The 24,980-nt window shown below is 38.2% G+C and carries 26 protein-coding genes; 13 read left to right on the forward strand and 13 right to left on the reverse strand.

Translation table 11 applies throughout. The annotated features are described in order from the left end of the window. Positions 1-121 precede the first annotated feature (121 nt). The 6 genes from ABC382_RS20615 to cysI all read left to right on the forward strand — a co-directional run bounded on the left by ABC382_RS20615 (position 122) and on the right by cysI (position 5,937). Positions 122-325 (forward strand): uroporphyrin-III methyltransferase, encoded by a 204-nt coding sequence (locus ABC382_RS20615; RefSeq protein WP_274794240.1) that lies wholly within the window; start codon positions 122-124, stop codon positions 323-325. A 283-nt stretch (positions 326-608) separates the two neighbouring features. Next, the gene (cobA, locus tag ABC382_RS20620) at positions 609-1,382 is read left to right on the forward strand and encodes a uroporphyrinogen-III C-methyltransferase (protein ID WP_322605520.1); all 774 of its coding nucleotides are present in this window, start codon (positions 609-611) and stop codon (positions 1,380-1,382) included. A 12-nt stretch (positions 1,383-1,394) separates the two neighbouring features. After that, the gene (locus tag ABC382_RS20625) at positions 1,395-2,135 is read left to right on the forward strand and encodes a sirohydrochlorin chelatase (protein ID WP_274794238.1); all 741 of its coding nucleotides are present in this window, start codon (positions 1,395-1,397) and stop codon (positions 2,133-2,135) included. Next, positions 2,135-2,284: a YezD family protein gene (locus ABC382_RS20630; protein ID WP_274794236.1), complete on the forward strand. Its 150-nt coding sequence runs from the start codon at positions 2,135-2,137 to the stop codon at positions 2,282-2,284. The genes ABC382_RS20625 and ABC382_RS20630 overlap by 1 nt, the downstream gene beginning before the upstream one ends. Positions 2,285-2,325: 41 nt before the next feature. Next, positions 2,326-4,113, forward strand: coding sequence for an assimilatory sulfite reductase (NADPH) flavoprotein subunit (locus ABC382_RS20635; protein ID WP_322612064.1), 1,788 nt, complete (start codon positions 2,326-2,328; stop codon positions 4,111-4,113). 108 nt (positions 4,114-4,221) lie between these two features. Beyond that, the gene (cysI, locus tag ABC382_RS20640) at positions 4,222-5,937 is read left to right on the forward strand and encodes an assimilatory sulfite reductase (NADPH) hemoprotein subunit (protein WP_322612063.1); all 1,716 of its coding nucleotides are present in this window, start codon (positions 4,222-4,224) and stop codon (positions 5,935-5,937) included. Between the two features lie 109 nt (positions 5,938-6,046). On the opposite strand, the gene ABC382_RS20645 is transcribed toward cysI, so the two are convergent. From ABC382_RS20645 to ABC382_RS20660, 4 genes are read right to left on the reverse strand one after another with little or no spacing between them, the layout of a single operon-like run. Further along, positions 6,047-7,117: a sulfate/molybdate ABC transporter ATP-binding protein gene (locus tag ABC382_RS20645; RefSeq protein ID WP_274794233.1), complete on the reverse strand. Its 1,071-nt coding sequence runs from the start codon at positions 7,115-7,117 to the stop codon at positions 6,047-6,049. Between the two features lie 15 nt (positions 7,118-7,132). Then, positions 7,133-7,996 carry a sulfate ABC transporter permease subunit CysW gene (cysW, locus tag ABC382_RS20650; protein ID WP_322612062.1) on the reverse strand — a complete coding sequence of 288 codons (864 nt, stop codon included), beginning with the start codon at positions 7,994-7,996 and terminating at the stop codon, positions 7,133-7,135. A 10-nt stretch (positions 7,997-8,006) separates the two neighbouring features. Next, positions 8,007-8,840: a sulfate ABC transporter permease subunit CysT gene (gene cysT, locus ABC382_RS20655; protein ID WP_312505825.1), complete on the reverse strand. Its 834-nt coding sequence runs from the start codon at positions 8,838-8,840 to the stop codon at positions 8,007-8,009. Positions 8,841-8,851: 11 nt separating this feature from the next. Then, the gene (locus tag ABC382_RS20660; protein WP_322612061.1) at positions 8,852-9,904 is read right to left on the reverse strand and encodes a sulfate ABC transporter substrate-binding protein; all 1,053 of its coding nucleotides are present in this window, start codon (positions 9,902-9,904) and stop codon (positions 8,852-8,854) included. Positions 9,905-10,345: 441 nt separating this feature from the next. On the opposite strand from ABC382_RS20660, the gene ABC382_RS20665 reads away from it, so the two are divergent. The 4 genes from ABC382_RS20665 (at position 10,346) to cysC (ending at position 13,922) form a co-directional block, all read left to right on the forward strand. After that, positions 10,346-11,047, forward strand: a complete 702-nt coding sequence (locus ABC382_RS20665) for a phosphoadenylyl-sulfate reductase (protein ID WP_274794229.1) — start codon at positions 10,346-10,348, stop codon at positions 11,045-11,047. A gap of 12 nt (positions 11,048-11,059) precedes the next feature. Beyond that, entirely contained in the window at positions 11,060-12,124 is a 1,065-nt protein-coding gene (gene cysP / locus ABC382_RS20670) for a sulfate permease (protein WP_322612060.1), read from the forward strand. A 68-nt stretch (positions 12,125-12,192) separates the two neighbouring features. Next, positions 12,193-13,332 carry a sulfate adenylyltransferase gene (gene sat / locus ABC382_RS20675; protein WP_312505821.1) on the forward strand — a complete coding sequence of 380 codons (1,140 nt, stop codon included), beginning with the start codon at positions 12,193-12,195 and terminating at the stop codon, positions 13,330-13,332. Continuing rightward, the gene (gene cysC, locus ABC382_RS20680; RefSeq protein WP_322612059.1) at positions 13,329-13,922 is read left to right on the forward strand and encodes an adenylyl-sulfate kinase; all 594 of its coding nucleotides are present in this window, start codon (positions 13,329-13,331) and stop codon (positions 13,920-13,922) included. Before sat ends, cysC begins: the two co-directional genes overlap by 4 nt. A gap of 46 nt (positions 13,923-13,968) precedes the next feature. Here the strand turns inward: cysC and mnhG are convergent, their stop codons facing one another. Genes mnhG through ABC382_RS20715 form a run of 7 tightly spaced genes read right to left on the reverse strand, consistent with a single transcriptional unit; the run spans position 13,969 to position 19,724 of the window. Then, the gene (gene mnhG, locus ABC382_RS20685) at positions 13,969-14,337 is read right to left on the reverse strand and encodes a monovalent cation/H(+) antiporter subunit G (RefSeq protein WP_274794225.1); all 369 of its coding nucleotides are present in this window, start codon (positions 14,335-14,337) and stop codon (positions 13,969-13,971) included. After that, entirely contained in the window at positions 14,321-14,602 is a 282-nt protein-coding gene (locus tag ABC382_RS20690) for a Na(+)/H(+) antiporter subunit F1 (protein WP_054610630.1), read from the reverse strand. Before ABC382_RS20690 ends, mnhG begins: the two co-directional genes overlap by 17 nt. Then, positions 14,599-15,078, reverse strand: a complete 480-nt coding sequence (locus ABC382_RS20695; protein WP_274794224.1) for a Na+/H+ antiporter subunit E — start codon at positions 15,076-15,078, stop codon at positions 14,599-14,601. The genes ABC382_RS20690 and ABC382_RS20695 overlap by 4 nt, the downstream gene beginning before the upstream one ends. A gap of 4 nt (positions 15,079-15,082) precedes the next feature. Next, positions 15,083-16,570: a Na+/H+ antiporter subunit D gene (locus ABC382_RS20700; protein ID WP_274794223.1), complete on the reverse strand. Its 1,488-nt coding sequence runs from the start codon at positions 16,568-16,570 to the stop codon at positions 15,083-15,085. Continuing rightward, complete coding sequence (locus ABC382_RS20705; protein ID WP_274794222.1) at positions 16,563-16,904, reverse strand: Na(+)/H(+) antiporter subunit C; 342 nt, start codon at positions 16,902-16,904, stop codon at positions 16,563-16,565. The genes ABC382_RS20700 and ABC382_RS20705 overlap by 8 nt, the downstream gene beginning before the upstream one ends. Beyond that, on the reverse strand, positions 16,904-17,326 hold the full coding sequence (locus ABC382_RS20710) for a Na(+)/H(+) antiporter subunit B (RefSeq protein ID WP_274794221.1): 423 nt from the start codon (positions 17,324-17,326) through the stop codon (positions 16,904-16,906). The genes ABC382_RS20705 and ABC382_RS20710 overlap by 1 nt, the downstream gene beginning before the upstream one ends. Beyond that, on the reverse strand, positions 17,313-19,724 hold the full coding sequence (locus ABC382_RS20715) for a Na+/H+ antiporter subunit A (protein ID WP_312505816.1): 2,412 nt from the start codon (positions 19,722-19,724) through the stop codon (positions 17,313-17,315). Before ABC382_RS20715 ends, ABC382_RS20710 begins: the two co-directional genes overlap by 14 nt. Positions 19,725-19,879: 155 nt before the next feature. On the opposite strand from ABC382_RS20715, the gene ABC382_RS20720 reads away from it, so the two are divergent. Continuing rightward, positions 19,880-20,443 carry a DUF5366 family protein gene (locus ABC382_RS20720; RefSeq protein ID WP_274794219.1) on the forward strand — a complete coding sequence of 188 codons (564 nt, stop codon included), beginning with the start codon at positions 19,880-19,882 and terminating at the stop codon, positions 20,441-20,443. A 52-nt stretch (positions 20,444-20,495) separates the two neighbouring features. Here ABC382_RS20720 and ABC382_RS20725 read toward each other — a convergent pair whose 3' ends face one another. Next, complete coding sequence (locus ABC382_RS20725) at positions 20,496-22,346, reverse strand: transglycosylase domain-containing protein (protein WP_322612058.1); 1,851 nt, start codon at positions 22,344-22,346, stop codon at positions 20,496-20,498. A gap of 237 nt (positions 22,347-22,583) precedes the next feature. On the opposite strand from ABC382_RS20725, the gene ABC382_RS20730 reads away from it, so the two are divergent. Both ABC382_RS20730 and ABC382_RS20735 read left to right on the forward strand, forming a co-directional pair. Next, a complete protein-coding gene (locus ABC382_RS20730) occupies positions 22,584-23,171 on the forward strand; it encodes a peptidylprolyl isomerase (protein WP_274794217.1) in 588 nt (195 codons plus the stop codon). Positions 23,172-23,193: 22 nt separating this feature from the next. Further along, complete coding sequence (locus ABC382_RS20735) at positions 23,194-23,406, forward strand: hypothetical protein (protein WP_274794215.1); 213 nt, start codon at positions 23,194-23,196, stop codon at positions 23,404-23,406. A gap of 40 nt (positions 23,407-23,446) precedes the next feature. On the opposite strand, the gene ABC382_RS20740 is transcribed toward ABC382_RS20735, so the two are convergent. Continuing rightward, positions 23,447-24,877, reverse strand: coding sequence for a magnesium transporter CorA family protein (locus tag ABC382_RS20740; RefSeq protein WP_322612057.1), 1,431 nt, complete (start codon positions 24,875-24,877; stop codon positions 23,447-23,449). Positions 24,878-24,980 lie beyond the last annotated feature (103 nt).

Below are 24,980 nucleotides of genomic sequence, written 5' to 3' on the forward strand. Positions count from 1 at the left end.
TTAGCGGGAGTTTTCCCGCTGATTTTTTATGATTACAGGTACTAATCCCGATAGATTAGGCATTATACATATGATAGATGTGTCTTCCTTCATACGATAGAGTAAAAAGGGGAGGTAGCATATGCGCAATTTCGGAGGTTACCCAGGAGGAGGATTTGGTGGTCTTATTTGGCCATTTGGCGCACCGTTTTTTGGTGGGTTTTTAGGAAGTTTCCTTGGCTCTCAATTTAATCAATATCCTTACAATCCATATTATCCAAACTATCGACCATATCCGCCAGGTCCATATTTTCGACCAGGTCCGAGATATCGTAGACCATGGTAAGCATATAAAAGATCAACCAGTTGTCGGTTACAAAATCGGCGACTGGTTTTTTATATTGATTGAACATGGAGCAAATTTGGTGTTGACAGAATATACTAAATTATTTATTATTCTTATTATATTACTAAGAATTAAATACGAGGCTGACTAGCAAACTAGAGGCTATTATTGTTCATAGACATTTTTGTGTCTAAGGAATAATATTGGCCTTTTTTCTTTATCTTGATTCAGTAATTGTTTTTTTCGAAAGCAATGTGTCTTGTACAGAAGAGGAGTGAAATAAATGGGGAAAGTTTATATCGTAGGTGCAGGTCCTGGTGATGTTGACCTCATTACGGTCAAAGGATTACGTTGTATTGAATGTGCAGACATCATTTTATATGACAGACTCATAAATAAAGAGCTATTAGCCTACGCAAAGAAAGATGCTAGATTAATTTTTTGCGGTAAATTACCACAACAGCATGCCATGATTCAAGAGCATATCAATCAAACACTTGTCAGTTACGCACAGCAAGGCTATGTCGTAACACGATTAAAAGGAGGAGACCCATTTGTCTTTGGCAGAGGAGCTGAGGAGGCTGAGGTACTAGCTAAGAATGATATACCATTTGAAATTGTTCCTGGTATTACGTCGGGTATAGCAGCACCAGCTTATGCAGGGATTCCTGTGACACATCGAGATTTAGGTTCAAGTTTTGCCATGGTTACGGGGCATATGCAAGATGGTAAGGAAGACGCTATACGTTGGGAAAGTCTTGCAAAAGGGATCGATACGATTGCCATTTATATGGGGGTTGGTAATCTGCCATACATCCGTCAACAGCTACTCAAATATGGACGTGATGAAGAAACACCTGTAGCCGTTATTCATTGGGGCACTTTTTCATCTAAGCAAAAAACGGTTACGGGTACTTTAGCCACAATTGAAGAAAATGTCCGTTTAGAAAATATTCAAAACCCTAGCATCATTTTAGTGGGGAAGGTTGTGACACTAAGAGAAACCATTCAATGGTTTGAGAGTAACCATCCACAGCCAGTCCAAATTACTGGGTAAGGATGTGGATTTATGCAGGCTATTTTATATATTGCACATGGTAGTCGTGTCAAGGCAGGTGTAGAGCAAGCCGTAACATTTCTTCAAGGAGTTCAACAAGCAGTCCATGTATCTATTCAGGAAATATGCTTTTTAGAGCTTGCAACACCAACAATTGCTGAAGGAATTGAAAGCTGTATACGAAAGGGTGCAACAACGATTGCTGTGGTGCCCATTCTGCTCCTGGCTGCCCAACACGCAAAGCAAGATATTCCGATAGAAATTGCGAAAGCTCAAAAACAATATCCTTATGTAAAATTCACTTATGGTGAGCCTCTTGGAATCCATGAACGATTAATTGATACCTTACAAGCTAGGATTATAGAAAAACAGCAACCTAATCGCAATGCCCGTGTTTTACTTATTGGGCGTGGGAGTAGTGATCCAAGCGTCAAAAGAGATTTAGCTAAAATTGCCGCGCGGTTACGTACTAAATATAACTATCATTCAGTTGAAACATGCTTTTTATATGGGATGGGACCAACATTTGAAGACTGGCTTCAACAAGCAAAAGTGGAGCAACAACAAGTCTTTATCGTACCCTATTTATTATTTACAGGTATATTACGGCAAAGCATTACCAAACAATTACAGGGCTTTGACAGCAAGAACATCATGTTATGTGAAAGCTTAGGCTATGACGACAATGTAAAAAAGGTGTTAGTGGAACGTATTGATGAATTACTACAAGTTAAAGAGGAAGGTGTTTCGTAATGGTAGATAAAAGGGCAGAAAATGTAAATCTAGCATTAGATAATGTCCGCCAAATGTTAAATACAGTGAACCACGGATCAATTACATTGATTGTTCAAAACTCTTATGTGGTTCAAATAGAAAAAAAGGAAAAAATAAGACTTCGATAATTTGAAAGAGGATTAAATGATAATTCGTGAGGTGGCAAAGATTGAAATTGCAAGTAATAAATAGTCCATTTAATGAAGAGCAGGTGAAGCTATTAAATGAGCTTCTTCCTAAATTAACAATCGAACAGAAAATATGGCTAAACGGCTATTTAAGTGCACCACAAGAAACACTTGAAGCGCTTGTTGAAGATGCATTACCAGCGGTCGAACCTATTACAAAAACAATGACGATTTTATATGGCTCGCAAACAGGCAATAGTCAAGGATTAGCGGAAAAATACGCGTCAGCTTTAAAAGCCCAGAATGTAGATGTTACAATTTCATCCCTAGGGAAATTTAAAGCAACGAATTTAAAAAAGATCACCAATCTCTTACTGATTGTCAGTACACATGGAGAGGGAGATCCACCAGATCAAGCGATTCAATTCTATGAATTTTTGCATAGTAAGCGTGCACCAAAACTAGAGCATTTACACTATTCAGTTCTTGCTTTAGGGGATAGCTCCTATGAATTTTTCTGTAAGACTGGTAAGGATTTTGATGAACAATTTGCTAAATTAGGCGCAAAAAGAATTGTTCCTCGAACTGATTGTGATGTGGATTATGATGACGCAGCTGCACAATGGTTCTTAGCCGTAGAAAAGGAATTTCTGCAACTGACGACAGCAGTAACAGCAACACAAACCAAAGAAAACCAAGGTCTAGGAGATTCTACATATTCAAGAAAAAATCCATTTTACGCTGAAGTGTTAGAAAATATTAATTTAAATGGTCGCGGCTCTAATAAAGAAACACGTCATCTTGAATTATCTATTGAGGGCGCTAATTTTCATTTTGAACCTGGAGATAGTATTGGGATTCAACCGGAGAATGATGAACAGTTAGTTAGTGCATTATTGACTGCACTGGAGTTTAATCCAGAAACCGAGGTGACGGTTTTGGATGAAGCAATCACTATCAAGCAGGCTCTACAGAAAAAGTTAGAAATTACCGTGTTATCTAAGCCGTTACTTGAAAAAGTTAGTGCCTATACAAAACATCCTGAGTTTTTAAAGCTATTGGAAGAGCCTAATGCTTGGAAGGACTATGCAGAGGGAAGAGACTTACTTGATGTAGTAGAGGATTTTGCACCTTTTACTTGGAGTGCTCAGCAATTTGTCGAGATGCTCCGTAAAATTCCAGCACGACTTTATTCCATAGCTAGTAGCCAAAAGGCCAATAGTGAAGAGGTTCATTTAACGATTAGTAAGGTAAGTTATGAGACTAATGGTAGACAACGTCTTGGTGTTTGCTCTGGTAGTATATCAGAACGCATTCAACCCGGCGATACTTTACCAATTTATGTTCATAAAAACCCGAACTTCAGATTACCAGAAAATGAGGATACACCAATTATTATGATTGGTGCGGGCACAGGTGTTGCTCCTTATCGTGCTTTTCTAGAAGAACGAGAGGAGTTAGGCATTGAGGGGAAAGCTTGGCTCATCTTTGGTGATCAACATTTTGTCACGGATTTCCTCTACCAGACGGATTGGCAACGATGGCTTGCTTCTGGCACATTAAGCCAAATGCATGTTGCCTTCTCACGGGATACCGAGAAAAAAGTATATGTTCAACATAAATTGCAAGAACATGCAGCAAGTTTTTATGAATGGCTTCAGCAGGGTGCGGTCATTTATGTATGTGGGGATAAAAAATCAATGGCAGCTGATGTCGATGCAACCATTCATCAAATTATTGAGCAGCAAGGACAGAAAACACCAGAAGAAGCAAAATCCTTTGTGAAAGAATTAAAGCAGCAAAAACGCTACCAACGGGACGTTTATTAACAGTATTTCGTGCATGTTAAAAAACCTATAGTGAACCTTTGCTAGCAAGCGGGGTCTTAGGTGTGTCAGAAAACACCGAAGTGTTATGGATTAAAGGAGCGATAAGGAATGTCAGAAAAAATAGTATTACCTCCACAGCCTGGGAAACCAAGCGATGTAGAACGTATTAAGACCGAAAGTAATTACCTACGTGGAACACTTGAGCAATCGATGAATGATCCATTAAGCTCTGGTATTCCTGAGGATGATAATCGTCTAATGAAATTCCATGGCAGTTACTTACAGGATGATCGAGATCTTCGCAATGAGCGTCAACGTCAAAAGCTAGAACCAGCCTATCAATTTATGGTTCGTGTACGAACACCTGGAGGAGCAGCTACACCGGCTCAATGGCTTGTTATGGATGAAATGGCAAGAAAGTATGGGAATGGTTCCTTAAAATTAACAACACGTCAAGCATTTCAAGTACACGGCATTTTAAAATGGAATGTGAAAAAATATATGCAGGAAATCAATGAAGTGTTATTGGATTCTCTTGCAGCATGTGGAGATGTAAACCGCAATGTGATGTGTAATGTGAATCCAAATCAATCTGCATTGCATGAGGAAGTGTATAATTGGTCAGCTAAATTAAGTGAGCATTTATTACCTCGAACGCGTGCATACCATGAATTATGGTTGGATGGAGAAAAGGTAGTAGAAAGTCAGGATGAAGAAATTGAACCGATTTACGGAGCTCAATATTTACCACGTAAATTTAAAATTGGAATTGCCATTCCACCAAGTAATGATGTAGATGTTTTTTCACAGGATATCGGCCTTATTGCCATTGTTGAAAAGAACGAACTTATCGGATTTAATATTGCTGTTGGCGGAGGAATGGGTATGACACATGGTGATCATGATACCTATCCACAGCTTGCTCGTGTAATTGGCTTTATTACACCCGATAAATTGCTAGAAACAGCAGAAAAAATACTGACGATCCAGCGTGATTATGGAAATCGCTCTGTTCGCAAAAATGCACGTTTTAAATACACGATTGATGCAAGAGGACTTGAATGGTTCCAAGAAGAATTAACTCGTCGTCTAGGCTGGGAAATTCAGCCGGCTCGCCCCTATACATTTGAGCGTACAGGTGATGAATTTGGCTGGATTAAAGGGTCTGATGGCAATTGGCATTATACATTATTCATTCAAAATGGTCGTTTAAAAGATTTTGAGGATTATCAGTTGTTAACTGGATTACGAGAAATAGCTAAGGTACACACAGGTGATTTTCGTTTAACACCAAACCAAAATTTAATGATTAGTAATGTAACACCACAGAACAAGGACAAAATAAATACGATTATTGAACAATACAAGCTCACGGATGGGGCCCATTATTCAGCTTTACGTCGCAATTCTATTGCCTGTGTTTCTTTACCGACATGTGGTTTAGCGATGGCTGAAGCAGAACGCTATTTACCCTCTCTAATTACTAAAATCGATGCGATTATTGATGAAGCGGGCTTAAATGAAACCGAGATCGTCATTCGTATGTCTGGTTGTCCAAATGGTTGCTCACGTGCAGCTATGGCGGAAATCGGCTTTATCGGTAAAGGACCAGGAAAATATAATATGTACCTAGGTGCTAGCTTTACAGGCAATCGCTTAAATAAAATCTATCGTGAAAATATTGGCGAAGAGGAAATTTTAGCAGAGCTACGCCCAATTCTTCTACATTTTGCGAAGGAACGTTTAGAGGGCGAGCATTTTGGAGACTTTGTTATTCGCGCTGGGTATGTAACAGCCGTGTATGATGGAAGAGATTTTCACTAATCTTAAAAACCATGTAGCATTTTCTTTGCTACATGGTTTTATGTTGTTAGAAAAAGATGTTGGGTAGGGTGAGGGGGGATATCCGTTCCACCTGCCACAAAAATTCTATTTAAATAGAGTAATCCTCAGGTATAAACACCTTCAATTGTTTCGGCTTTACAAATACTTGATCGCCAACATGAAGCTGGAGATGATGAAATTGCTCTTTAGATAACTCTACCTCTAAAAACTCATCAAGATCCTCACGGCGTAGCTCCATCTGAACAATAGGGCCTAACAAATGTATATGACTGATTATAACAGGAACCGTACCTGGAATACTTGTTTTCTCAATATGAATATCATGCGGGCGTACATAGCCAATGGCGTTGTCTTCAGTATGTGTTAAAGCATCAGGTACATCAAGTGCAATTTCGCCATGCAAGAGCTTGCCATTATGTAAGCGCCCTTTAAAAAGATTGACATTGCCTAAAAAATCATAAACAAACGGACTTTTAGGATTTGTATATACCTCATCTGGACTGCCAATTTGCTCAATTTTGCCATTGTTCATGACCACAATACGATCAGCTACATCAAGTGCTTCCTCTTGGTCATGTGTAACAAAAATACTTGTAATATGAAACTCATCATGCAGCTTCCGTAGCCAGCGACGTAACTCCTTGCGTACTTTTGCATCAAGGGCTCCGAATGGTTCATCTAATAAAAGGACTTTCGGCTCTACAGCCAGTGCTCTTGCTAGTGCTACACGTTGACGTTGCCCGCCGGAAAGCTGCGTTGGATACCGGTCAGATAAATTTTCAAGTTTAACTAGTTGCAACAATTCCATTACTTTTTTTGTTATTTCTTCCTTTGAAGGTCTGTTTTTTCTTGGACGAACCTTTAGGCCATAACCCACATTATCAAAGACCGTCATATGACGAAAAAGTGCATAATGTTGAAACACAAAGCCTACGTTGCGTTCCTTTGGATGTTGATTGGTTATAGATTGCCCATCAAATAATATGTCCCCAACATCAGTAGCTTCAAGCCCTGCAATGACACGTAATAAAGAGGTTTTTCCTGAACCGGAAGGGCCAAGCAATGCTACTAGCTCTCCAGATTGAATATGGACTGATACATCCTCTAATGCTTGGAACGAACCATATTTTTTGGATACGTTCTGAATTTGTATACTCATAGTGACGATCTCCTTTTAACTAGATTTTGATTTCCAGGCAATCATGTCTTTCACTACTAATGTAAAGATTGCCATGACACTCATTAAAGATGCGACAGCAAAGGCTGCTGAAAATTGATATTCATTATAAAGAATTTCAATATGAAGTGGCATCGTATTGGTCAAACCTCGAATATGACCGGATACAACAGAGACAGCACCAAATTCTCCAATAGCACGGGCATTACATAAAATTAACCCATAAAACAGTCCCCATTTAATATTCGGTAATGTGACATACCAAAAGGTCTTAAAACCACTAGCACCAAGTGAAATAGACGCTTCCTCCTCAGAGGTTCCCTGTGTCTGCATGAGCGGGATTAACTCACGTGCTACAAAGGGCAACGTGACGAAAATAGTGGCGAGAACAATACCAGGGAGGGCAAAAACAATTTTTATATTGTTTGCGAACAGCCAATCACCAAATAGTCCCTGAGAGCCAAACAAAAGAATAAACACTAAACCTGCGATAACAGGCGAGACTGCAAAAGGTAGATCAACAATGGTAAGTAAAAGATTTTTTCCTTTAAAATTAAATTTTGTGAGTGCCCAAGCAGCCATTACACCAAAAATAGCATTCAATGGTACCGTAATCGCCACAACAATAAGAGTAAGTTTAATAGCTGCTAATGCATCTGGATGTGTAATAGCTGCTAGATAAACATCTATTCCTTGTTGAAAGGCAGTAATAAAAATAGATACTAACGGCAGCACAATAAATAAAGCTAAAAAAGCGAAGGCAATGCCAGTTAACGTATAGCGAATAATACGAGGCTCCTGTAATGCAGCAGACGTTGTGACAGCTTTATTTGACTGTTGAATAAAAGTTGATTGTTCCATAACGTACCTCCTAATGCACAAAGCGACGATTAGTTAGCCATTGTATGAAGTTGATGGTGAATAACAAAATAAAGGATGTGACAAGCATGACAACTGCTATTGCTGTTGCACCCGCATAATCATATTGCTCTAGCTTTGTCATAATGATTAATGGCGTAATTTCCGTTTTCATCGGCATATTTCCAGCAATAAAAACAACAGAGCCATATTCACCTAATGCCCGAGCAAAGGCTAACGAAAAGCCAGTTAATATGGCGGGTAATAGCTCAGGCAAAATAACTTTACGGAAGGTTTGTAATCGATTTGCGCCAAGACTTGCTGAAGCTTCTTCCACCTCAGCACTACTATTTTGTAATACAGGCTGAACTGTTCGCACAACAAAGGGTAGCCCGATAAAAGTTAAGGCAATAATGATACCAAGGGGTGTAAAGGCAATTTTAAAATTGAAAAATTGGCCAATCCAACCATTTGGTGCATAGAGTGACGTTAAAGCAATGCCTGCGACAGCAGTTGGTAAGGCAAAAGGTAAATCGACAAGTCCATCGATGATTCGTTTAAAGGGAAATTGGTAACGAACAAGAACCCAAGCGATAATTGTGCCGAAAATAACATTGAGTAAACCAGCAATTAACGCTGTGCTAAAGCTTACTTTATAAGAAGCAACAGCACGAGGGTCTGTAATAATATCGATAAACGCCGTCCAGCTTAATGACATGGTATGAATAAAAATCATAGAAAGTGGCAATAACACTAGTAAACTAACATAAAGCATTGTATAACCGAGTGATAGATGAAAGCCTGGAATAATGCGATGCGATTTTTTAAGACGGATTAAACTACTCATTAAAACGCTCCTTATTGTGGTACGTATATTTCATCAAAGGTACCACCATCTTTAAAGTGGGTTGCTTGTGCTTGTGCCCAGCCACCAAAATCATCTATTGAGACAAGTTCAAGCTGTGGGAATTGTTCTTTATACTTCGCCAAAATCGTTTCATTACGTGGTCGATAATAGTTTTTCGCAGCAATTTCTTGCCCGATATCGCTATATAAATGCTGTAAGTAAGCTTCAGCCACTTCGCGTGTCCCTTTTTTATCAACAATTTTGTCGACAATAGCAACTGGTGGTTCAGCTAAAATACTTAATGAAGGTGTAACGATTTCAAATTCATCCTTACCTAATTCATTTAGAGATAAGTATGCCTCATTTTCCCATGCAATTAAGACATCACCGATTTTTCGTTCTACAAATGTTGTAGTGGCACCACGAGCTCCGGAGTCTAGTACCTCTACATTGCTATATAGTGATTTCATAAATTGTTTTATTTTTGTTTCATCATCGTTATATAATTTCCCAGCATAAGCCCAAGCAGCTAAGTAATTCCAACGTGCACCACCAGAAGTTTTAGGGTTCGGTGTAATGACAGACACATCTTTTTTAATCAAGTCATTCCAGTCTTGAATGTTTTTTGGATTACCCTTACGTACTAAAAAAACAATGGTTGATGTATATGGAGTAGAGTTATGATCAAACTCTGTCTGCCAATCTTTATCCAAGAGATCGCGCGTTTGAGCAATTTCATCAATATCGTAAGCTAGTGCAAGTGTGACAACGTCAGCCTCAAGCCCATCGATCACCGCCCGCCCCTGTTTACCAGATCCACCATGAGATTGATTGATCGTGACATCTTGACCTGTTTCATCCTTCCATTTTTTAATAAAGTCTTTGTTGAATTCATCGTAAAGCTCACGTGTCGGATCATAGGAGACATTTAGTAGTTCTACAGATTTCTTTGCATCCTGGCCACTTGCTTCTTTGTCTGAGCTAGCACGCCCACAGCCTGTTAAGCCCAAAGCTAATAAAGATATTAGCGCTATTGATTGCAGTACAAATTTTCTTTTTTTCATATCATTTCGCTCCTTTTCTGTCTAAAGAATGCAAAAGGCCACCCCCCATAGTGAATTCACCTCATGGGTTGATGGCCTTCAGATCCTCTGATCAGCATGTTATTGTTGGTGTCAAAGCTTTAGTAATACATTAAACATATATTTCCTATTAGTCAACAAGGAATTATAAAAAGATTTTTTATTTTCAATTTTCCATTCATCATATGCAGCAGGAGAATTGAAAAAGTGGGATTATTTAAAAATTTTAAAAACCTAGTTGACTGCTAGGTGTACTTTAGTATATATTTGGTAATAAGAAAAATGATTGAAGAACGAGGTAGCAACTACTAGTGAACAATCATTAAATAAAGAGCTGGCTAGTCAAACTAGAGGCGTTTTAACAAAGACCTGTTTTACTGTGTCTGTTGTTAGAACGCCTTTTTTCGCTATGAGGGGGATTCGATGTTAACATATGCAAATTGGCAAGAACCAACCATTGATTTTCAAATCGATGAAACGTATAAGGCAGCACTGGAGGTGTTAAAGTGGAGCTTTCAAGAATATGGGGATGAAATCGTCTATGCATGTAGCTTTGGTATTGAGGGAATAGTACTCATTGATCTTATTTCAAAGGTAAGGCCTGATGCGACGATTGTCTTTTTAGATACAGATGTTCATTTTAAAGAAACATATGAAACTATTAATAAAGTTAAAGAAAGATATCCGCTATTAAACATCGTTATGAAAAAGCCTGCACTTACACTTGAACAACAAGCTGCACAATATGGCGATGAACTATGGAAGTCAAATCCAAATAAATGCTGTGACATTCGTAAAATTAAGCCTTTACATGAAGCTTTGTCAGGGAAAAAGGCTTGGATTTCTGGCTTACGTCGTGAACAGTCGCCAACACGTCAACAAACAAATTTTCTTAATCGCGACGAGAAATTTACATCCATTAAAGTTTGTCCATTGATTCATTGGACTTGGAAGGATGTCTGGCGCTATGTCTCTAAGCACAATCTGCCATACAATCCTTTGCATGATCAAGGTTATCCAAGTATTGGCTGTGAGCATTGTACAAAGCCAGCATTTACAATGGATGATTTACGGTCGGGCAGATGGCAAGGGTCGGGTAAAACAGAGTGCGGGTTACATGAGTAAAGGAGTTATGCCATGCTTGAATATTTTGCAATAGCGATTAGTTTATTTTTTGCGATGAATATAGGTGCTAGCGGAGCAGCAGCCTCTATGGGGGTTGCTTATGGTGCAGGTGCCATCAAAAAAGCGTGGCAAGCATTGCTGTTATGCGCAGTCGGCGTTTTTAGTGGAGCGATATTAGGCGGAGGAGAAGTTGTCAAAACGATTAGCTCTGGCATTATTCCACAGGAGTATATAACGGTAAAAATTGTTGTCATTATTTTAATTTCAGCAACAAGCTCTTTGTTTTTTGCCAATCTTCTAGGCATACCATTATCAACAAGTGAAGTAACGGTAGGTGCCGTTGTTGGGGTTGGTATTGCCTATAAAGTGCTATTCGTCAATTCTTTGCTTGTTATCATCTCATTTTGGATTATTGTACCACTTGTAGCTTTTATTATAGCTCTTATATTTGGCAAGCTGTTATATAAATTACAAAGTAGAGGACAGCTAAAAGATCGTCCGATTTTAACGATCCTTCTAGTATTGGCTGGATTTTTTGAAGCTTTTTCGGCTGGCATGAACAATGTGGCAAATGCAGTTGGACCACTTGTTGGTGCAGGTATGATGGACGTTACGACAGGTATTATCCTTGGTGGGGCCTTTGTCGCAATCGGCGCTATGCTACTTGGCAAACGTGTTCTTGAAACAAACGGCAAAAAAATTGTGCGCTTTAAAAAAGCAGAAGGAATTTTAATTTCTAGTACAGGTGCACTTCTTGTAGGGATTAGTTCAATATTTGGACTTCCGGTTCCATTAACACAAGTAACGTCTTCATCCATTATTGGAATGGGTGTGGCACAGAATGGGAAACAAATTTTTCATCAGCATATTGTGAAAAAAATTATTCGCATTTGGATTGTTTCACCCATCTTTTCGTTAGCTATTTCTTATTTTCTAGTACAGCTATTTTTAGAGAAGGATCTCTACGCCATTATTTTAATTGGCAGTATTATTGTTGGAACACTGGGAGTCATTAGTTTAATGCGTACAATGCGTGAAGAGGAGCAATCTATCTATGATGCAGGGGAAGGCATTTAAATTAGTTCCTATAAATATATGTTAATATATAAAACTTAGTAATTCACTAGAATTAGGAGGAGATTTTGATGAGTTTACAACCACATGGTGGTCTTCTTGTGCAAGCATTTAATCCAGAAAAGGATATTACAACGATTCACAAAAAGATTGAGCTGGATGCAATTTCATTGAGTGATTTAGAGCTAATTGCGATAGGAGGCTATAGCCCAATTGAAGGCTTTCTAACACAGGAAGACTATGAGTCAGTCGTGGAACAAAGCCGCTTAGCATCTGGAGTAGTATGGAGTATTCCTATTACTTTACCTGTTACAAAAGAGAAAGCTGCAACGCTAGAGCCTGGTGATGAAGCTACATTAGTATTTAATGATGTAATTTATGGGGTTATTGAAGTGGCAGATATTTATGAACCGAATAAGCGAAAAGAGGCATTGCTCGTTTATGGTACGGAGGATTTAGCCCATCCTGGAGTTCAAAAGCTTCATGAACGACCTGCAATGTATGTTGGAGGAAAAATTACATTAATCAACCGTATCGCTCGAAAGTTTCCTACATATTCCTTTGATCCAGTGGAAACACGACAATTATTTGCTGAAAAGGGATGGAAGACGATTGTCGGCTTCCAAACTCGTAATCCTGTCCATAGAGCACATGAATATATTCAGAAGGCAGCACTTGAAACGATTGATGGGTTATTTCTAAACCCTCTTGTTGGTGAAACAAAATCGGACGATGTGTCAGCTGCAATTCGAATGGAGAGCTATGAAGTTTTATTGAAAAACTATTATCCTGAAAATCGTGTTCAATTAGGTGTGTTCCCAGCAGCTATGCGCTATGCAGGACCACGAGAGGCTATTTTTCACGCACTAGTGAGAAAAAATTATGGCTGCACTCATTTTATTGTAGGTCGTGATCATGCAGGTGTAGGTGATTATTATGGTACGTATGATGCACAAAAAATCTTTGAGCAATTTACTGAAGATGAATTAGGCATCGTCCCATTAAAATTTGAGCATAGTTTTTATTGTCAACAATGCGAGGGAATGGCTACGACAAAAACGTGTCCACACGATAGTTCGGCTCATGTGATTTTATCAGGAACAAAAGTACGTGAAATGCTACGAAATGGAGAAGTGCCTCCAAGCACATTCAGTCGTAAAGAAGTGGTAGACGTCCTAATTAAAGGCATGCGTAAGGAGGTAGTTAAATGAGCTCAAACATCGTTTGGCATGAAGCCTCCATTACGAAAGAGGAGCGCCGTTCAAAAAACAAGCATCATAGCTTTATATTATGGTTTACAGGCTTATCTGCTTCAGGAAAATCATCGGTAGCAAATGCCTTTGCTCAGAGATTATTTGAAAGAGGTAATCAAGCCTTCGTGTTGGATGGTGATAATGTCCGTCATGGCTTGAATAAGGATTTAGGATTTGATGAGGCAGGCAGAAAGGAAAATATTCGCCGAATAGGAGAAGTTTCTAAGCTATTTATAGAAGGCGGTCAAATTGTGTTAACAGCTTTTATTTCGCCTTATCGGGAGGATCGCCAAGTGGTACGCGAGCTTGTAGAAGATGGCGAATTTCTTGAGGTTTTTGTTAAGTGTTCGGTAGAAATATGTGAAAAACGAGATCCAAAAGGTCTGTATAAAAAAGCAAGAAATGCGGAAATTGCTAACTTTACAGGAATTAGCGCACCGTATGAAGAACCAGAAAATCCAGAAGTTATTTTGGATACAGAACAATATTCCATAGAGGAATGCGTTGAACAGCTGACGGATATTTTAACAGACAAGGGATATATTTAACGAAAAAATCTGCTCGAGAGGACCATCGAGCAGATTTTTTCTATATTTATTTCACATTTTGTTCCTTTTTCATTCTGTCAATTTCAGGACCTAGCTCATCACGTACTGTCCCTTTCCATGGCTTTACACCAGCAATATAGGAGGAACGAGTCATAATATGTCCACCAACAGGTCCAGTAATGAAGAGAAATAGTATCCCCAGTAATATACGTGGATTGAAATGATCTTCAATCAGCCAAAAGTGAAAGAATACACCGATTAGTACACACATAACACCGAGTGTGGCACTTTTGGAAGCGGCATGGGCACGCGTATACAAATCAGGTAAGCGGATAAGTCCAATCGCTGTCACGACAATAAACAGTGCACCAACTGTAATGAAAAAGATAACTAAACTATTAGCGAGAATTGTCACGTTTAATGATATCTCCTTTCTCTATGAATTTAGAGAAGGCCACTGTACCGATAAACGATAAAATTGCTAGCAATAAAATAATCTCAAGGAAGAAGCTTGTTTCCACTAAGATTGAAAATAGGCCAATAAGGGAAATAAGTGATACACCAAGGGAATCTAAAGCTACAACACGGTCAGATGCTGAAGGGCCTTTTACCATTCGATATATGACAGCAATCATCGATAAGCAAATCACTACAATGACTGCAATAATAAATGTTGTCATGATTTACTCACCTCCAAAATTGCTTTCTCAAATGAATCTCGTATGGAAGCAATTGCTTCATCTACATCACTAATATCAATGGCATGTACATACAATGTTTTCGCATCATCTGAAACATGAACGACAACTGTTCCTGGCGTTAAAGTAATTAGACTTGATAGTAAAGTGATCTCCCAGTCCTGTGTTAGCACAGTAGGATATGCAAAAAAGGCTGGTTGCATATCCAATTTAGGTTTTAACACAACTTTCAAAACTTGCACATTGGCTAATATTAATTCTTTAAAGAACAGCAAAGTTAATTTTAGAAGGGCCCATAAACGGTAGACATAAAGTCGTGACTTGAAAAATCTCCGCATGATGATCAGTAAAATAATCCCCATTATAAACCCAATAATAAAGCCGGCTGCTGTGTAATTAGAGGAAAGGAACATCCATACAAAGGCAAGGACAAAGTTTAAAATCATTTGAAATGCCATAGTGTTAGTCCTCCTTCATTACAGCATCTATATAGATAGATGGATCATGTAATAGTTTTGCAGCATCGTCCATAAATGGTGTTACCCATTCGGAACCAACCCCGTATGCTACAGAAATAATCACTAAAAGGGCCGTAGGGATAAACAGCATTTTATAGTTTGCTTTGTTAATAGTGCCATGTGTGTTTTTCTCCTCACCCCAAAAGGCATAAAGGAAGATACGGATCACGGACAATAGCACGAGTAGTGAAGAGGCTAATATGAAAATACTGCTCCACATACTTCCAGCCTCAAAGCCACCTTGTACAATCAACAACTTTCCAACAAACCCGCTAAGTGGTGGTATACCAGCAAGACCAAAGGCTGCAATTAAATAACACCAACCAAGAGCAGGATATTTCTTCATGAGACCACCCATCTTACGCAAATCGGATGTACCAGTAATGTAGATGATAATACCAATTAACATAAAGAGCGCGGCCTTAATAAGCATATCGTGAATTAAATAGAACATAGCCCCTTTTAATGAAACCTCGTTCATTTGGGAGACTCCAAATAAAATGACGCCGACTGCAATGACAATATTGTAGATAATAATGAGTTTGATATCAAAATAGGCTAAAGCCCCAATACAACCCGCAATAATAGTAGCGATAGCTAATGCCATTAGTAAATCATGCGTATAGGATAAATCGTGTACAAAGAACAGTGTATAGGTACGTGCAATAGCATAAACACCAACCTTTGTAAGCAGGGCACCGAATAGTGTTAATACCGGAATAGGTGCTGCTGCATACGAAGTAGGTAACCAAAAATAGAGTGGGAAAATAGCTGCTTTTAGTCCAAATACCATTAAAAATAGGACAGCAATAACTGTAATAATCCCTGGTTGATTGATATCAGCTATTTTGACGGCAATATCCGCCATATTTAATGTACCTACTACCGAATATAAAAAGGCAACGGTAATAACGAATAAGGCTGATGAAATAACATTAATTAAAATATACTTGATAGAGCCTTTCAGTTGGCCCTTTTCTCCACCTAGAACGATCAGTAAATAGGAAGACATGAGCAATACTTCAAAGAAAACGAACAGGTTAAAAATATCGCCTGTTGTAAAGGCTCCGTTTACCCCAGTTAAAATAAACATAATACCAGGATAATAAAAGAAGCGTTCACGCTCTTTAGTAATGGAACCAAAGCCATACCAAACAACAAAAAATGCAATTAGCAATGTCGTTGTGACGAGTAACGCGGATACCATATCAGAAACCATAGTAATCCCATAAGGAACTGGCCAGTCTCCGAAGGTAACTTTTTGAATACCATCATTTTTCACTTTAAAAAGTAGGGAAATGGCTGAAATAAAAGCAAGTCCAATTCCAAGTAATGAAAATGATCGTTGATACGTTAGATTTTTTTGCCCAAACATTAAAATCATGCCAAAGAAAAACGGGATGATAATGGGCAGTAGTAGGAAGTTATTCATCCTCATCACTTCCTCTCATTAAGCTAATATCATCTGTATTTAGCTCCTGATAGGAACGATAGGCAAGTACCAGGAAGAAAGCTGTTACCCCAAAGCTTATAACAATAGCTGTTAAAATGAGTGCCTGAGGTAATGGATCTGCAAAAGTTTTAGATCCTTCAGTTAAAACGGGAGGTGCTTCCCCACCAAGACCACCCATTGTTAAGATTAGTAAATGGGCACCATGACTGAGCAGGCCCGTGCCTATAATAATACGTAATAAGCTTTTCGATAATAGTAAGTAGACAGCTGCCATAAAGAGAAAGCCGATCACAAAGGCCATAATTATTTCCATTATTCATCCTCCCCAATCGTTTGAATAATGGTCATCGTAACGCCGACAACAACCAAATAGACACCGCTATCAAAAAGCATAGCCGTGTGTAAGGACTGTTTGCCTAGAAGCGGTAAATCGAAATAATCAAAGAAATGAGTGAAAAACGGTTTCCCTACAAACATGGGAAATGCCGCTGTAGCAAGGGCTAAAAGTAAGCCAATTGCTGTTAGATACGTGTAATTAATAGGTAAAATATGACGAACTGTATTAATATCAAAGGCTAACACCAAAAGAACAATCGCGCTTGAAGTTAACAGTCCCCCAACAAAGCCTCCCCCAGGAGTGTAGTGACCAGCTAAAAAGATATGAATGGAGAAGAAGAAAATAATGAAAAATACAATTTTAGCTGTAAATTGTATTATCACATCATTTGTTTTCATGTGTTTTCTCCTTTCTATTCATACGTAGCTTAATCATGGCTAAGATGGCCATACCGGCAATGCCTAGCACTGTAATTTCAAATAATGTATCGAAGCCACGGTAATCTACTAAAATTACGTTGACAATATTTCCACCACCAGCTTTTGAGTAAACGGTTTCCTCATAGTACTTAGAGATGGAAGGAATAAGTTTTTGTGAATGTGATGATAGTGCAACAAGCGTCACCATTACACCAACTGCAATGGAAACAACAGCTCGATTTAACTGAAATCTCATACGCTCTTCGCGTTTACCAAGCTTAGGTAGATGGTAAAACGCCAATAAAAATAGTGCTACAGAGATGGTTTCAATAACTAGCTGTGTTAGCGCTAAATCAGGCGCATTAAAAATGACAAAGAATAATGCAACTGTATATCCAACAGCACCAAGACCGATGATAGCTGTTAAACGAGATTTTGCCAGTATAGTAATAGCTGTTCCAATCAATAACACCAAGATTAAGATAATTTCATATGGCTTGATTGGTGAGGTCTCTTCGAATGAAATACTAAAGGCATCTTTTACAAAAAGAGAGCCGATGACAATAATAGCTATACCACTAAACATATATAGTAAGTAATGACGCATAGAGCCTGTCATATATAGTCGTGATAGACGGTTTAATCCAGTATCTAATCCCTGCATCATTTTGTCGTAAGCATTGTTGAGTGTGAATGCTTGTGGGAATCTTTGATACATTCCTTGCCATTTTGGTAAGGCTACAAATAACAGTACACCTATAATAACAATTCCAATAGTCATGAGTAGCTCAGGGTTAATGCCATGCCAAGCTTCTACATGTATATCAATCGCTTGAGGTGTATCATATAAAAATGGTTGAATGGCTTGAACAGCTGGCTTGACAAAGGTATTCCCGATAAAGTTCGGAATAAAGAATATTGTCACAACTAAAGCTGCTAAAAGTATAGGGGAAATTAACATCCCAATTGGCGCCTCATGTGGCTTATGAGGTAATTGTTCAGGCTTATAATTTCCATTGAATGTTTTGAAAACAAAATAAAAGCTATAAATAAATGTGAATATACTAGCAATCCAAGCGATAATAGGGAATAAAGCACCCCATGTATCAAAGCCGAAAAATTCAAACTTTTGAAGTGCAAGCATAGCAGTTAAAAACATTTCTTTACTTAGGAAGCCGTTAAATGGTGGAAGACCAGCCATTGATAAGCTCCCTATTGCCGCAACTGTAAAACTAATCGGCATAATACTCATTAGCCCACCAAGCTTACGAATATCTCGTGTACCTGTTTCATGATCGACAATACCGGCAATCATGAATAGACTACCTTTAAATGTAGCGTGGTTAATCAGGTGGAAGATAGCAGCAAATGCCGCAAATTTTATCGTATCTATGGATTCGCTAGAATGAAAGGCAACTGCACTTGCACCTAAGAGCGACATAATAAGACCAAGTTGACTTACTGTAGAGAATGCAAGGATACCTTTTAAATCCGTTTGCTTCACTGCAAAGAAGGAACCCCAGAATAATGTTAAGATACCGATACCCGTAACAAGCCACACCCATAGCTCTGAGGCTGCAAAAATCGGTGTAAATCGTGCAACTAAATAGATACCTGCTTTTACCATTGTTGCAGAGTGCAGATAGGCACTAACTGGTGTAGGCGCTTCCATTGCATCAGGTAGCCAAATATAGAATGGGAATTGTGCGGATTTTGTAAATGCTCCTAAGAGCAATAGAATAAGTGACCAAGTGAATAAAGGATGTTCTACTAAATTAGGTGCCATGGCAATCAATTCTCGGATTGAATAGGTCCCACCCATTAAATAAAGAAGAACGAAGCCACCTAGCATCATTAAGCCGCCACCAACCGTAATCATCATTGATTTGAGTGCGCCAAAACGAGAGGCATCACGAGTATACCAATAGCCAATGAGTAAAAATGACGAAATAGAGGTTAGTTCCCAAAAGAAATATAATGAAATTAAATGATCTGACTGTACTACTCCAAGCATGGCTGACATAAATAACAGTAAGTAAACATAAAAGTTATGTAATTTTTCTTTATGTTTATCTAAGTAAAAAATAGAGTAAAGTACGACTAACGAGCCAATTCCAGTAATGAGTAAAGAAAATAATAAGCTTAGTCCATCCAAATACGAGACGATGGAAATATCAAGCGATGGAATCCAAGGAAGCTCTGCAGTGAATACTTCCCCCTTAGACACTTGAGCAATATATGTTGCATAAATAACCGCAAGCGTAGCAGGTACAGCAAGCACAAACCAGCCTGTGTGAATATTTTTCATGCGTTTATATAATAATGGCACTAATATTGCAGCAAGCATTGGAATGAAAATATAAAGTACTTGTAACAAAAAAACCCTCCTTTATGCAGGTAAGTATATCAATTATAACGTACTTTAATTGGGAATGCATATGCACTAATGGGATTTAGCTTGCGGTCGTGGAAGAATTTTCGTTATATTATAAATAGGAAGTTATCAATAAAAATAGAGGAAAAAAATTTTTTATGAGGAATCCATATATCTATGGTTATTTACCATTAATTACAATTTTATTGTTTAGTTTGACATTTGGCATGTATGCTGTTGGCGAATCCTTACAGATTTTTCAATCGATTGGCGTTTATTCAGGTATGCGGGAATTTTTATCTGATTTTGAATTACGTGTATTTCTCCTTATCGTTTTCGCCATTGTTTTTTTTATGTTATTTTCTGCACTTAAACTAGTAGGGGAAACGATTCATGAGTTAGGTATGCTGTTCTTTTCTAAAGACAACGATGGAGCAACTGTTAGTCAGGCTCGAAGCGGCTATATTATCTTATTTATAGGTGCAATGTGTTCGGCATTTGCCATTCAATTTATTTATGTTTTAATAGGTATCTTTGTGATTACGGTGTTTACATACTTTATTTACCTTATCTATAAAATGAGCCAATTCATGTCAATGAGCAGCACAATCGGTCTATTAATCTTTGAGCTTTTTATGTGGACTATTCTTTTAACACTTGTTATTTATGTTGTGTTGAAACTATACAATGGTATTTTGGCTAGTTTGCCGTTTGCAAATTAGATACACATACTAAAAAGGGTAGCAGTCGCTTCAAGACTGCTACCTTTTAGTTCTACTCAAGTAAAACATTAAATAATTGATGATGGATTTTGTATTCCTCTAACTTTTGCATCGTTTGAGGCTTATCATACCCTAGCCATACAGCTGCAGTATATTCATCATTAAGTCCAGCAAGCCAGTAGTCACGATAGTCATTCGTTGTTCCAGTTTTTGCACCAACGTAGCTGCTGTTACTATAGACACCCTGTCCCGTTCCGTTTGCTACAACATCTGCAAGTAGTTCCCGCATGTATTTTACGGTTTTAGGAGACCAGATTTGATCCCGCTGTGTATCCCAACTATAAAGTTCTGTACCATCTAAAGCAGTGACTTTCCGTATGCTATGGGCTAGAGCATAAGATCCGTCAATAAAGCTTGTATATGCGTCTGCCAGCTCTAGTGCTGTCACACCATAGGTAAGCCCCCCTAAAGAAGCGGCAAAATTATGATCCTTTTCTACAATGGAGCGGAAGTGAAAACGGTCTAAGTAATGGAAGGCCGTTTCCACGCCAACTGTTTGAAAGAGACGCAATGCAGATGTATTATAGCTGTGTCGAAAGGCTGTTCGAATAGACACATCTCCATAGGTATAGCCCCCATAGTTTTGCGGACAAAACGAGCCAACACAGTAACGACCTCCATTCACAATTGAATCGGGTGTATGTGCTGTCGTTTCAAAAAAAGGAGCATAGACGGCTAGTGGCTTAAAGGCTGAGCCTGGCTGACGGGTTCCTTGGAATGCACGATGATAATCAAACTTTTCATAGTTTTTTCCTGCATACAGGCTAACAATTTCTCTCGATTGATTATTTATGACAGCACCTGCTGCTTGCAATTCACCTATTCCTAGAATGGCTGATATTTTTTCTTCATCGTGTAGCTGCTTAGTTGGATCAAGAGCCGTGTTAATAATTAGTCCATTTTGAAATAAGGTATCCAGTCGTTTGTCTAGTTGTGCCTTAATTGCTTTCTTTTCTTCCTCATTATCGGTATTACTCAGTCGATCGGCGTAACCTTCCTTTTCTGCAACTAACCATTTTAACTCTTGGAGTACATAGGTACTGTACATTGGATAACTTTGAATTTTATCTTTAATATTCAATGTAATCGGTGCAGCCTTATAGGTAGCTGCATCTTCTTTTGTAATAGCCTCATTTATTGCAAGTGTATCTAATAATCGTTCCTGCCTCGCTTTAGTTTGATCGAAATTTTTTAACGGGTTATAAAGTGAGGGGTTATTTGGAATAGCTGCAATAAAGGCTATTTCAGCAATGGATAATTCTTGGAGTGGCTTTTGAAAATAATAAGTAGCTGCTCCACCAATGCCATACACTTGATTGCTAAAATAAGACTCATTCAGGTACATTGTTAAAATCGTTTCTTTATCAAACTCTTTTTCTAATTCATAAGCATAGAAAAGCTCTGTTAATTTCCGTTCGTATGTTTTTTCATCAGATAAATAACGCATTCGAACGAGTTGCTGTGTAATCGTACTACCTCCCTGGGAAGTGGTGTTGCTATTCGAATTCGCAACAACTGCTCTTATGATTGCACTTAAATCAAAGCCGATATGCTCATAAAAATCAGCGTCTTCACTTGTGATGAATATTTCCTGGGCAATTTGTGGAATTTCTTGTAAGGTTAGTGGCTGCCGCCATTCGACATATTCCTCACTAAATGTTTGCCCGTCTTGATCTTTCAGTGTGACAGGTAGCTGTGTTTGTACTTCAGGCAAATGAATAGCCTGTGAAATCTGCTGTTCATGTGCTTGTGCTGTATTGATTTCTGTTCGGATGTTGGTACTAATCCACCATAGAGCCGGTAGGGAAAGAAGTATAATAAAAAAACCAAAAGCCTTTTTCATGTGTGCCTCCACTCTTTCTATAAATCCTTCATCAGAATAACATATTTTGGATTGATTCCAAATACTCGGTCGGACCTATTTCCAGCATTTTGAGAATGAATGTTAAAAGTGCAAAAATCGTCAATACTTTGATGAAGAAAACCAATAGGAAGTATGTTAGACTAAAATGAGGTCAGAAAGGATGAAATGTCATCTTTTTCATTGAAACTGAAATTTATCACTAAAGGAGAGACTTCCATGTTTCCACAATTAACAACAGACGTACAAGCAGGCGAAGTGCTTGTAGAAATGAACACAACATTAGGTGCTATTAAAATTAAATTGTTCCCGGAACATGCACCAAAAACTGTTGAGAACTTTTTAGGGCATGCTAAATCAGGCTATTATAACGGCATCATTTTCCACCGTGTTATTCAAGATTTCATGATTCAAGGCGGTGACCCAACTGGTACTGGTATGGGTGGAGAATCTATTTGGGGTAATTCTTTCGAGGATGAGTTCTCTGATCAATTATTTAACCTTCGTGGTGCGCTATCAATGGCGAATGCAGGTCCAAACACAAATGGTTCTCAGTTCTTTATTGTACAAATGAAGCACCTTCCAAGTGATATGCTTCGTCAATTACAAGGAGCAGGCTTCCCAGAAGAGATTATTGAAGCTTACGCTCAAAACGGTGGTACACCTTGGTTAGACCATAAACACACAGTATTCGGCCATGTTGTAGAAGGTATGGACATTGTAGATAAAATTGCAGATGTAGAAAAGGATTTCCGTGATAAGCCATTAGAAGATGTGAAAATTGAGTCAATTACAGTCTTTGAATAATTCTTATAAGGACGTGTAGAGTATGCAAAATTTAATGTACCAATTTTTATATTTCCCTGAAGATAAATCAGGATATATTCCAGCGGCATTTGAATTTTTAATCATGCTTATTTTATGTATCATCGTGTTTACGCTTTTCCGAAAAATTTCAAAGAAGCAAGAAATGAAATCAAAGGAAATTGAAGCGCGTATCTTAGCAGAGAAGAAAAGTACAAACAACCAACAGAATATTTAATTAAAAAGAATCTGCCTCCACTGGAGACAGATTCTTTTATTTACATTTTTCTTTTAGCCCGACGAACCATGTTTTGTAGCGTTTTAAAGGCAGTAACAAAAACAAGGATTAGGGATAAGCCAATCCCACTTAATGCGGTAATAAAGGCTACCCATTCAAACAGTGTATAGCTCCATATACTCTCAAAATCACTGCTATCCTTCCAACCTTCAATGACTAAGTTCATACCGTAAATACCCGACACAACAGTAAATACAGTTAAGATAAACAGTAAATTATTACTGCGATTATCTGATTGATCTTCTTGTGTTCGGTATAAGCTGTTCAATGTTTCTTTCGTTTCCACATAGTGCTCGTTTATACGGAAATACGTTCGCAGCATTTGAGATATTTCTCTGCCTTCTGTTCGAACAATGACTTCTTCAAAATAATAACGAGCAGAAAACTTTGTGATGAGCTCGATTAATTCGTTGACAACCTGTTTATCTTTGCCCCACTTTATTTCACTATATTCATAGGACAGCTTTAAGAGCATCATTTTATAAAAATAATGAATGAACAGATTGTAATAATGGGTACCCATAAATTCCTGAATACTATGAGTACATTTATCAAAAGGCTTATTTGTAATCGTTATTTGTGCCTGTGATGAGGTGATAATATAACTGTTAGGTGCCCATCGTGTATGAGCGTGTTCTTGCACATAATTAGAGATATATTGAGGATTCGTGCTAGATATAAAAGGCTTGCCATCTGGTGTCCTACCATCCACTTGCCCTAATCGAAATAAATGCTCAGGTAAAATTTCTGCTTCTTCCTCAGCTATTAAATAAGCAGATGCTAACATGCGCTCATCCTCAAAAAAAGGTAAGCCTTCGTAGCTATGATCTTGTTGGTGCAGTAGAAAAGGCCGTAAATAGGGGATGAAATGCTTAAATAATAGTTCACTTGTGGATGAACAATGGCCAAATGAAAAAAGATGACTGGCTCCCTTTTCCTCACGCAACTTAGCCTCTAACACTCTAAAATAGTGAATAAAATTCAAAATATCACTAAGATCATTTGGGGTATCTGTCATGCTTGTCCGTACAGTGACAATACCATTCCCAAAGGGACATAGTGTCACATCGATACTCATCACCTCGTAGTCATAATGGCTGTGACTTTCTTGATGTTGTAAGGAACCTTGTATATAGAATGCTTTTGAAAAACGGATAAAATCAGGACTGTCCATTTCGTTTGGAAATAATTTATCCTCTAAAAAGGGATAGAAAAATTGAGCAAGCTCCTCATGGATAATCGTTATATCACCATAAAATGCTTCTTCAAGAGTGGTGTTATTCAACGTGAAAAAGGAAAAGCCTTCTTGTAATAGTACATCACCAATCTTTTCACGATTATTGCTGGAATAGGCAAAAGGAAAAAGGAACGTCATATATGCACGTTTAATCGTTAATGGAGCCAAGCTCATGAAAAACACCTCTCTTTACATCCAATTGATAAGATACTTTTCCACAAAATAATCATTTTAAACATAAAAAGGATATCTACCAAAGTGGAGATATCCCATTCTT

The organism is Lysinibacillus phoenicis (assembly GCF_047238325.1).
In the GTDB taxonomy this organism is placed as follows: domain Bacteria; phylum Bacillota; class Bacilli; order Bacillales_A; family Planococcaceae; genus Lysinibacillus; species Lysinibacillus irui.

Excerpts from the sequence above, each read along its gene's own strand:
- ABC382_RS20615 (WP_274794240.1), top strand. The coding sequence starts at position 122 with ATGCGCAATTTCGGAGGTTACCCAGGAGGAGGATTTGGTGGTCTTATT.
- cobA (WP_322605520.1), top strand. The coding sequence starts at position 609 with ATGGGGAAAGTTTATATCGTAGGTGCAGGTCCTGGTGATGTTGACCTC.
- ABC382_RS20625 (WP_274794238.1), top strand. The coding sequence starts at position 1,395 with ATGCAGGCTATTTTATATATTGCACATGGTAGTCGTGTCAAGGCAGGT.
- ABC382_RS20630 (WP_274794236.1), top strand. The coding sequence starts at position 2,135 with ATGGTAGATAAAAGGGCAGAAAATGTAAATCTAGCATTAGATAATGTC.
- cysI (WP_322612063.1), top strand. The coding sequence starts at position 4,222 with ATGTCAGAAAAAATAGTATTACCTCCACAGCCTGGGAAACCAAGCGAT.
- ABC382_RS20645 (WP_274794233.1), bottom strand. The coding sequence starts at position 7,117 with ATGAGTATACAAATTCAGAACGTATCCAAAAAATATGGTTCGTTCCAA.
- cysW (WP_322612062.1), bottom strand. The coding sequence starts at position 7,996 with ATGGAACAATCAACTTTTATTCAACAGTCAAATAAAGCTGTCACAACG.
- cysT (WP_312505825.1), bottom strand. The coding sequence starts at position 8,840 with ATGAGTAGTTTAATCCGTCTTAAAAAATCGCATCGCATTATTCCAGGC.
- ABC382_RS20660 (WP_322612061.1), bottom strand. The coding sequence starts at position 9,904 with ATGAAAAAAAGAAAATTTGTACTGCAATCAATAGCGCTAATATCTTTA.
- ABC382_RS20665 (WP_274794229.1), top strand. The coding sequence starts at position 10,346 with ATGTTAACATATGCAAATTGGCAAGAACCAACCATTGATTTTCAAATC.
- cysP (WP_322612060.1), top strand. The coding sequence starts at position 11,060 with ATGCTTGAATATTTTGCAATAGCGATTAGTTTATTTTTTGCGATGAAT.
- sat (WP_312505821.1), top strand. The coding sequence starts at position 12,193 with ATGAGTTTACAACCACATGGTGGTCTTCTTGTGCAAGCATTTAATCCA.
- cysC (WP_322612059.1), top strand. The coding sequence starts at position 13,329 with ATGAGCTCAAACATCGTTTGGCATGAAGCCTCCATTACGAAAGAGGAG.
- ABC382_RS20690 (WP_054610630.1), bottom strand. The coding sequence starts at position 14,602 with ATGACAACATTTATTATTGCAGTCATTGTAGTGATTTGCTTATCGATG.
- ABC382_RS20695 (WP_274794224.1), bottom strand. The coding sequence starts at position 15,078 with ATGGCATTTCAAATGATTTTAAACTTTGTCCTTGCCTTTGTATGGATG.
- ABC382_RS20700 (WP_274794223.1), bottom strand. The coding sequence starts at position 16,570 with ATGAATAACTTCCTACTACTGCCCATTATCATCCCGTTTTTCTTTGGC.
- ABC382_RS20705 (WP_274794222.1), bottom strand. The coding sequence starts at position 16,904 with ATGGAAATAATTATGGCCTTTGTGATCGGCTTTCTCTTTATGGCAGCT.
- ABC382_RS20710 (WP_274794221.1), bottom strand. The coding sequence starts at position 17,326 with ATGAAAACAAATGATGTGATAATACAATTTACAGCTAAAATTGTATTT.
- ABC382_RS20720 (WP_274794219.1), top strand. The coding sequence starts at position 19,880 with ATGAGGAATCCATATATCTATGGTTATTTACCATTAATTACAATTTTA.
- ABC382_RS20725 (WP_322612058.1), bottom strand. The coding sequence starts at position 22,346 with ATGAAAAAGGCTTTTGGTTTTTTTATTATACTTCTTTCCCTACCGGCT.
- ABC382_RS20730 (WP_274794217.1), top strand. The coding sequence starts at position 22,584 with ATGTTTCCACAATTAACAACAGACGTACAAGCAGGCGAAGTGCTTGTA.
- ABC382_RS20735 (WP_274794215.1), top strand. The coding sequence starts at position 23,194 with ATGCAAAATTTAATGTACCAATTTTTATATTTCCCTGAAGATAAATCA.
- ABC382_RS20740 (WP_322612057.1), bottom strand. The coding sequence starts at position 24,877 with ATGAGCTTGGCTCCATTAACGATTAAACGTGCATATATGACGTTCCTT.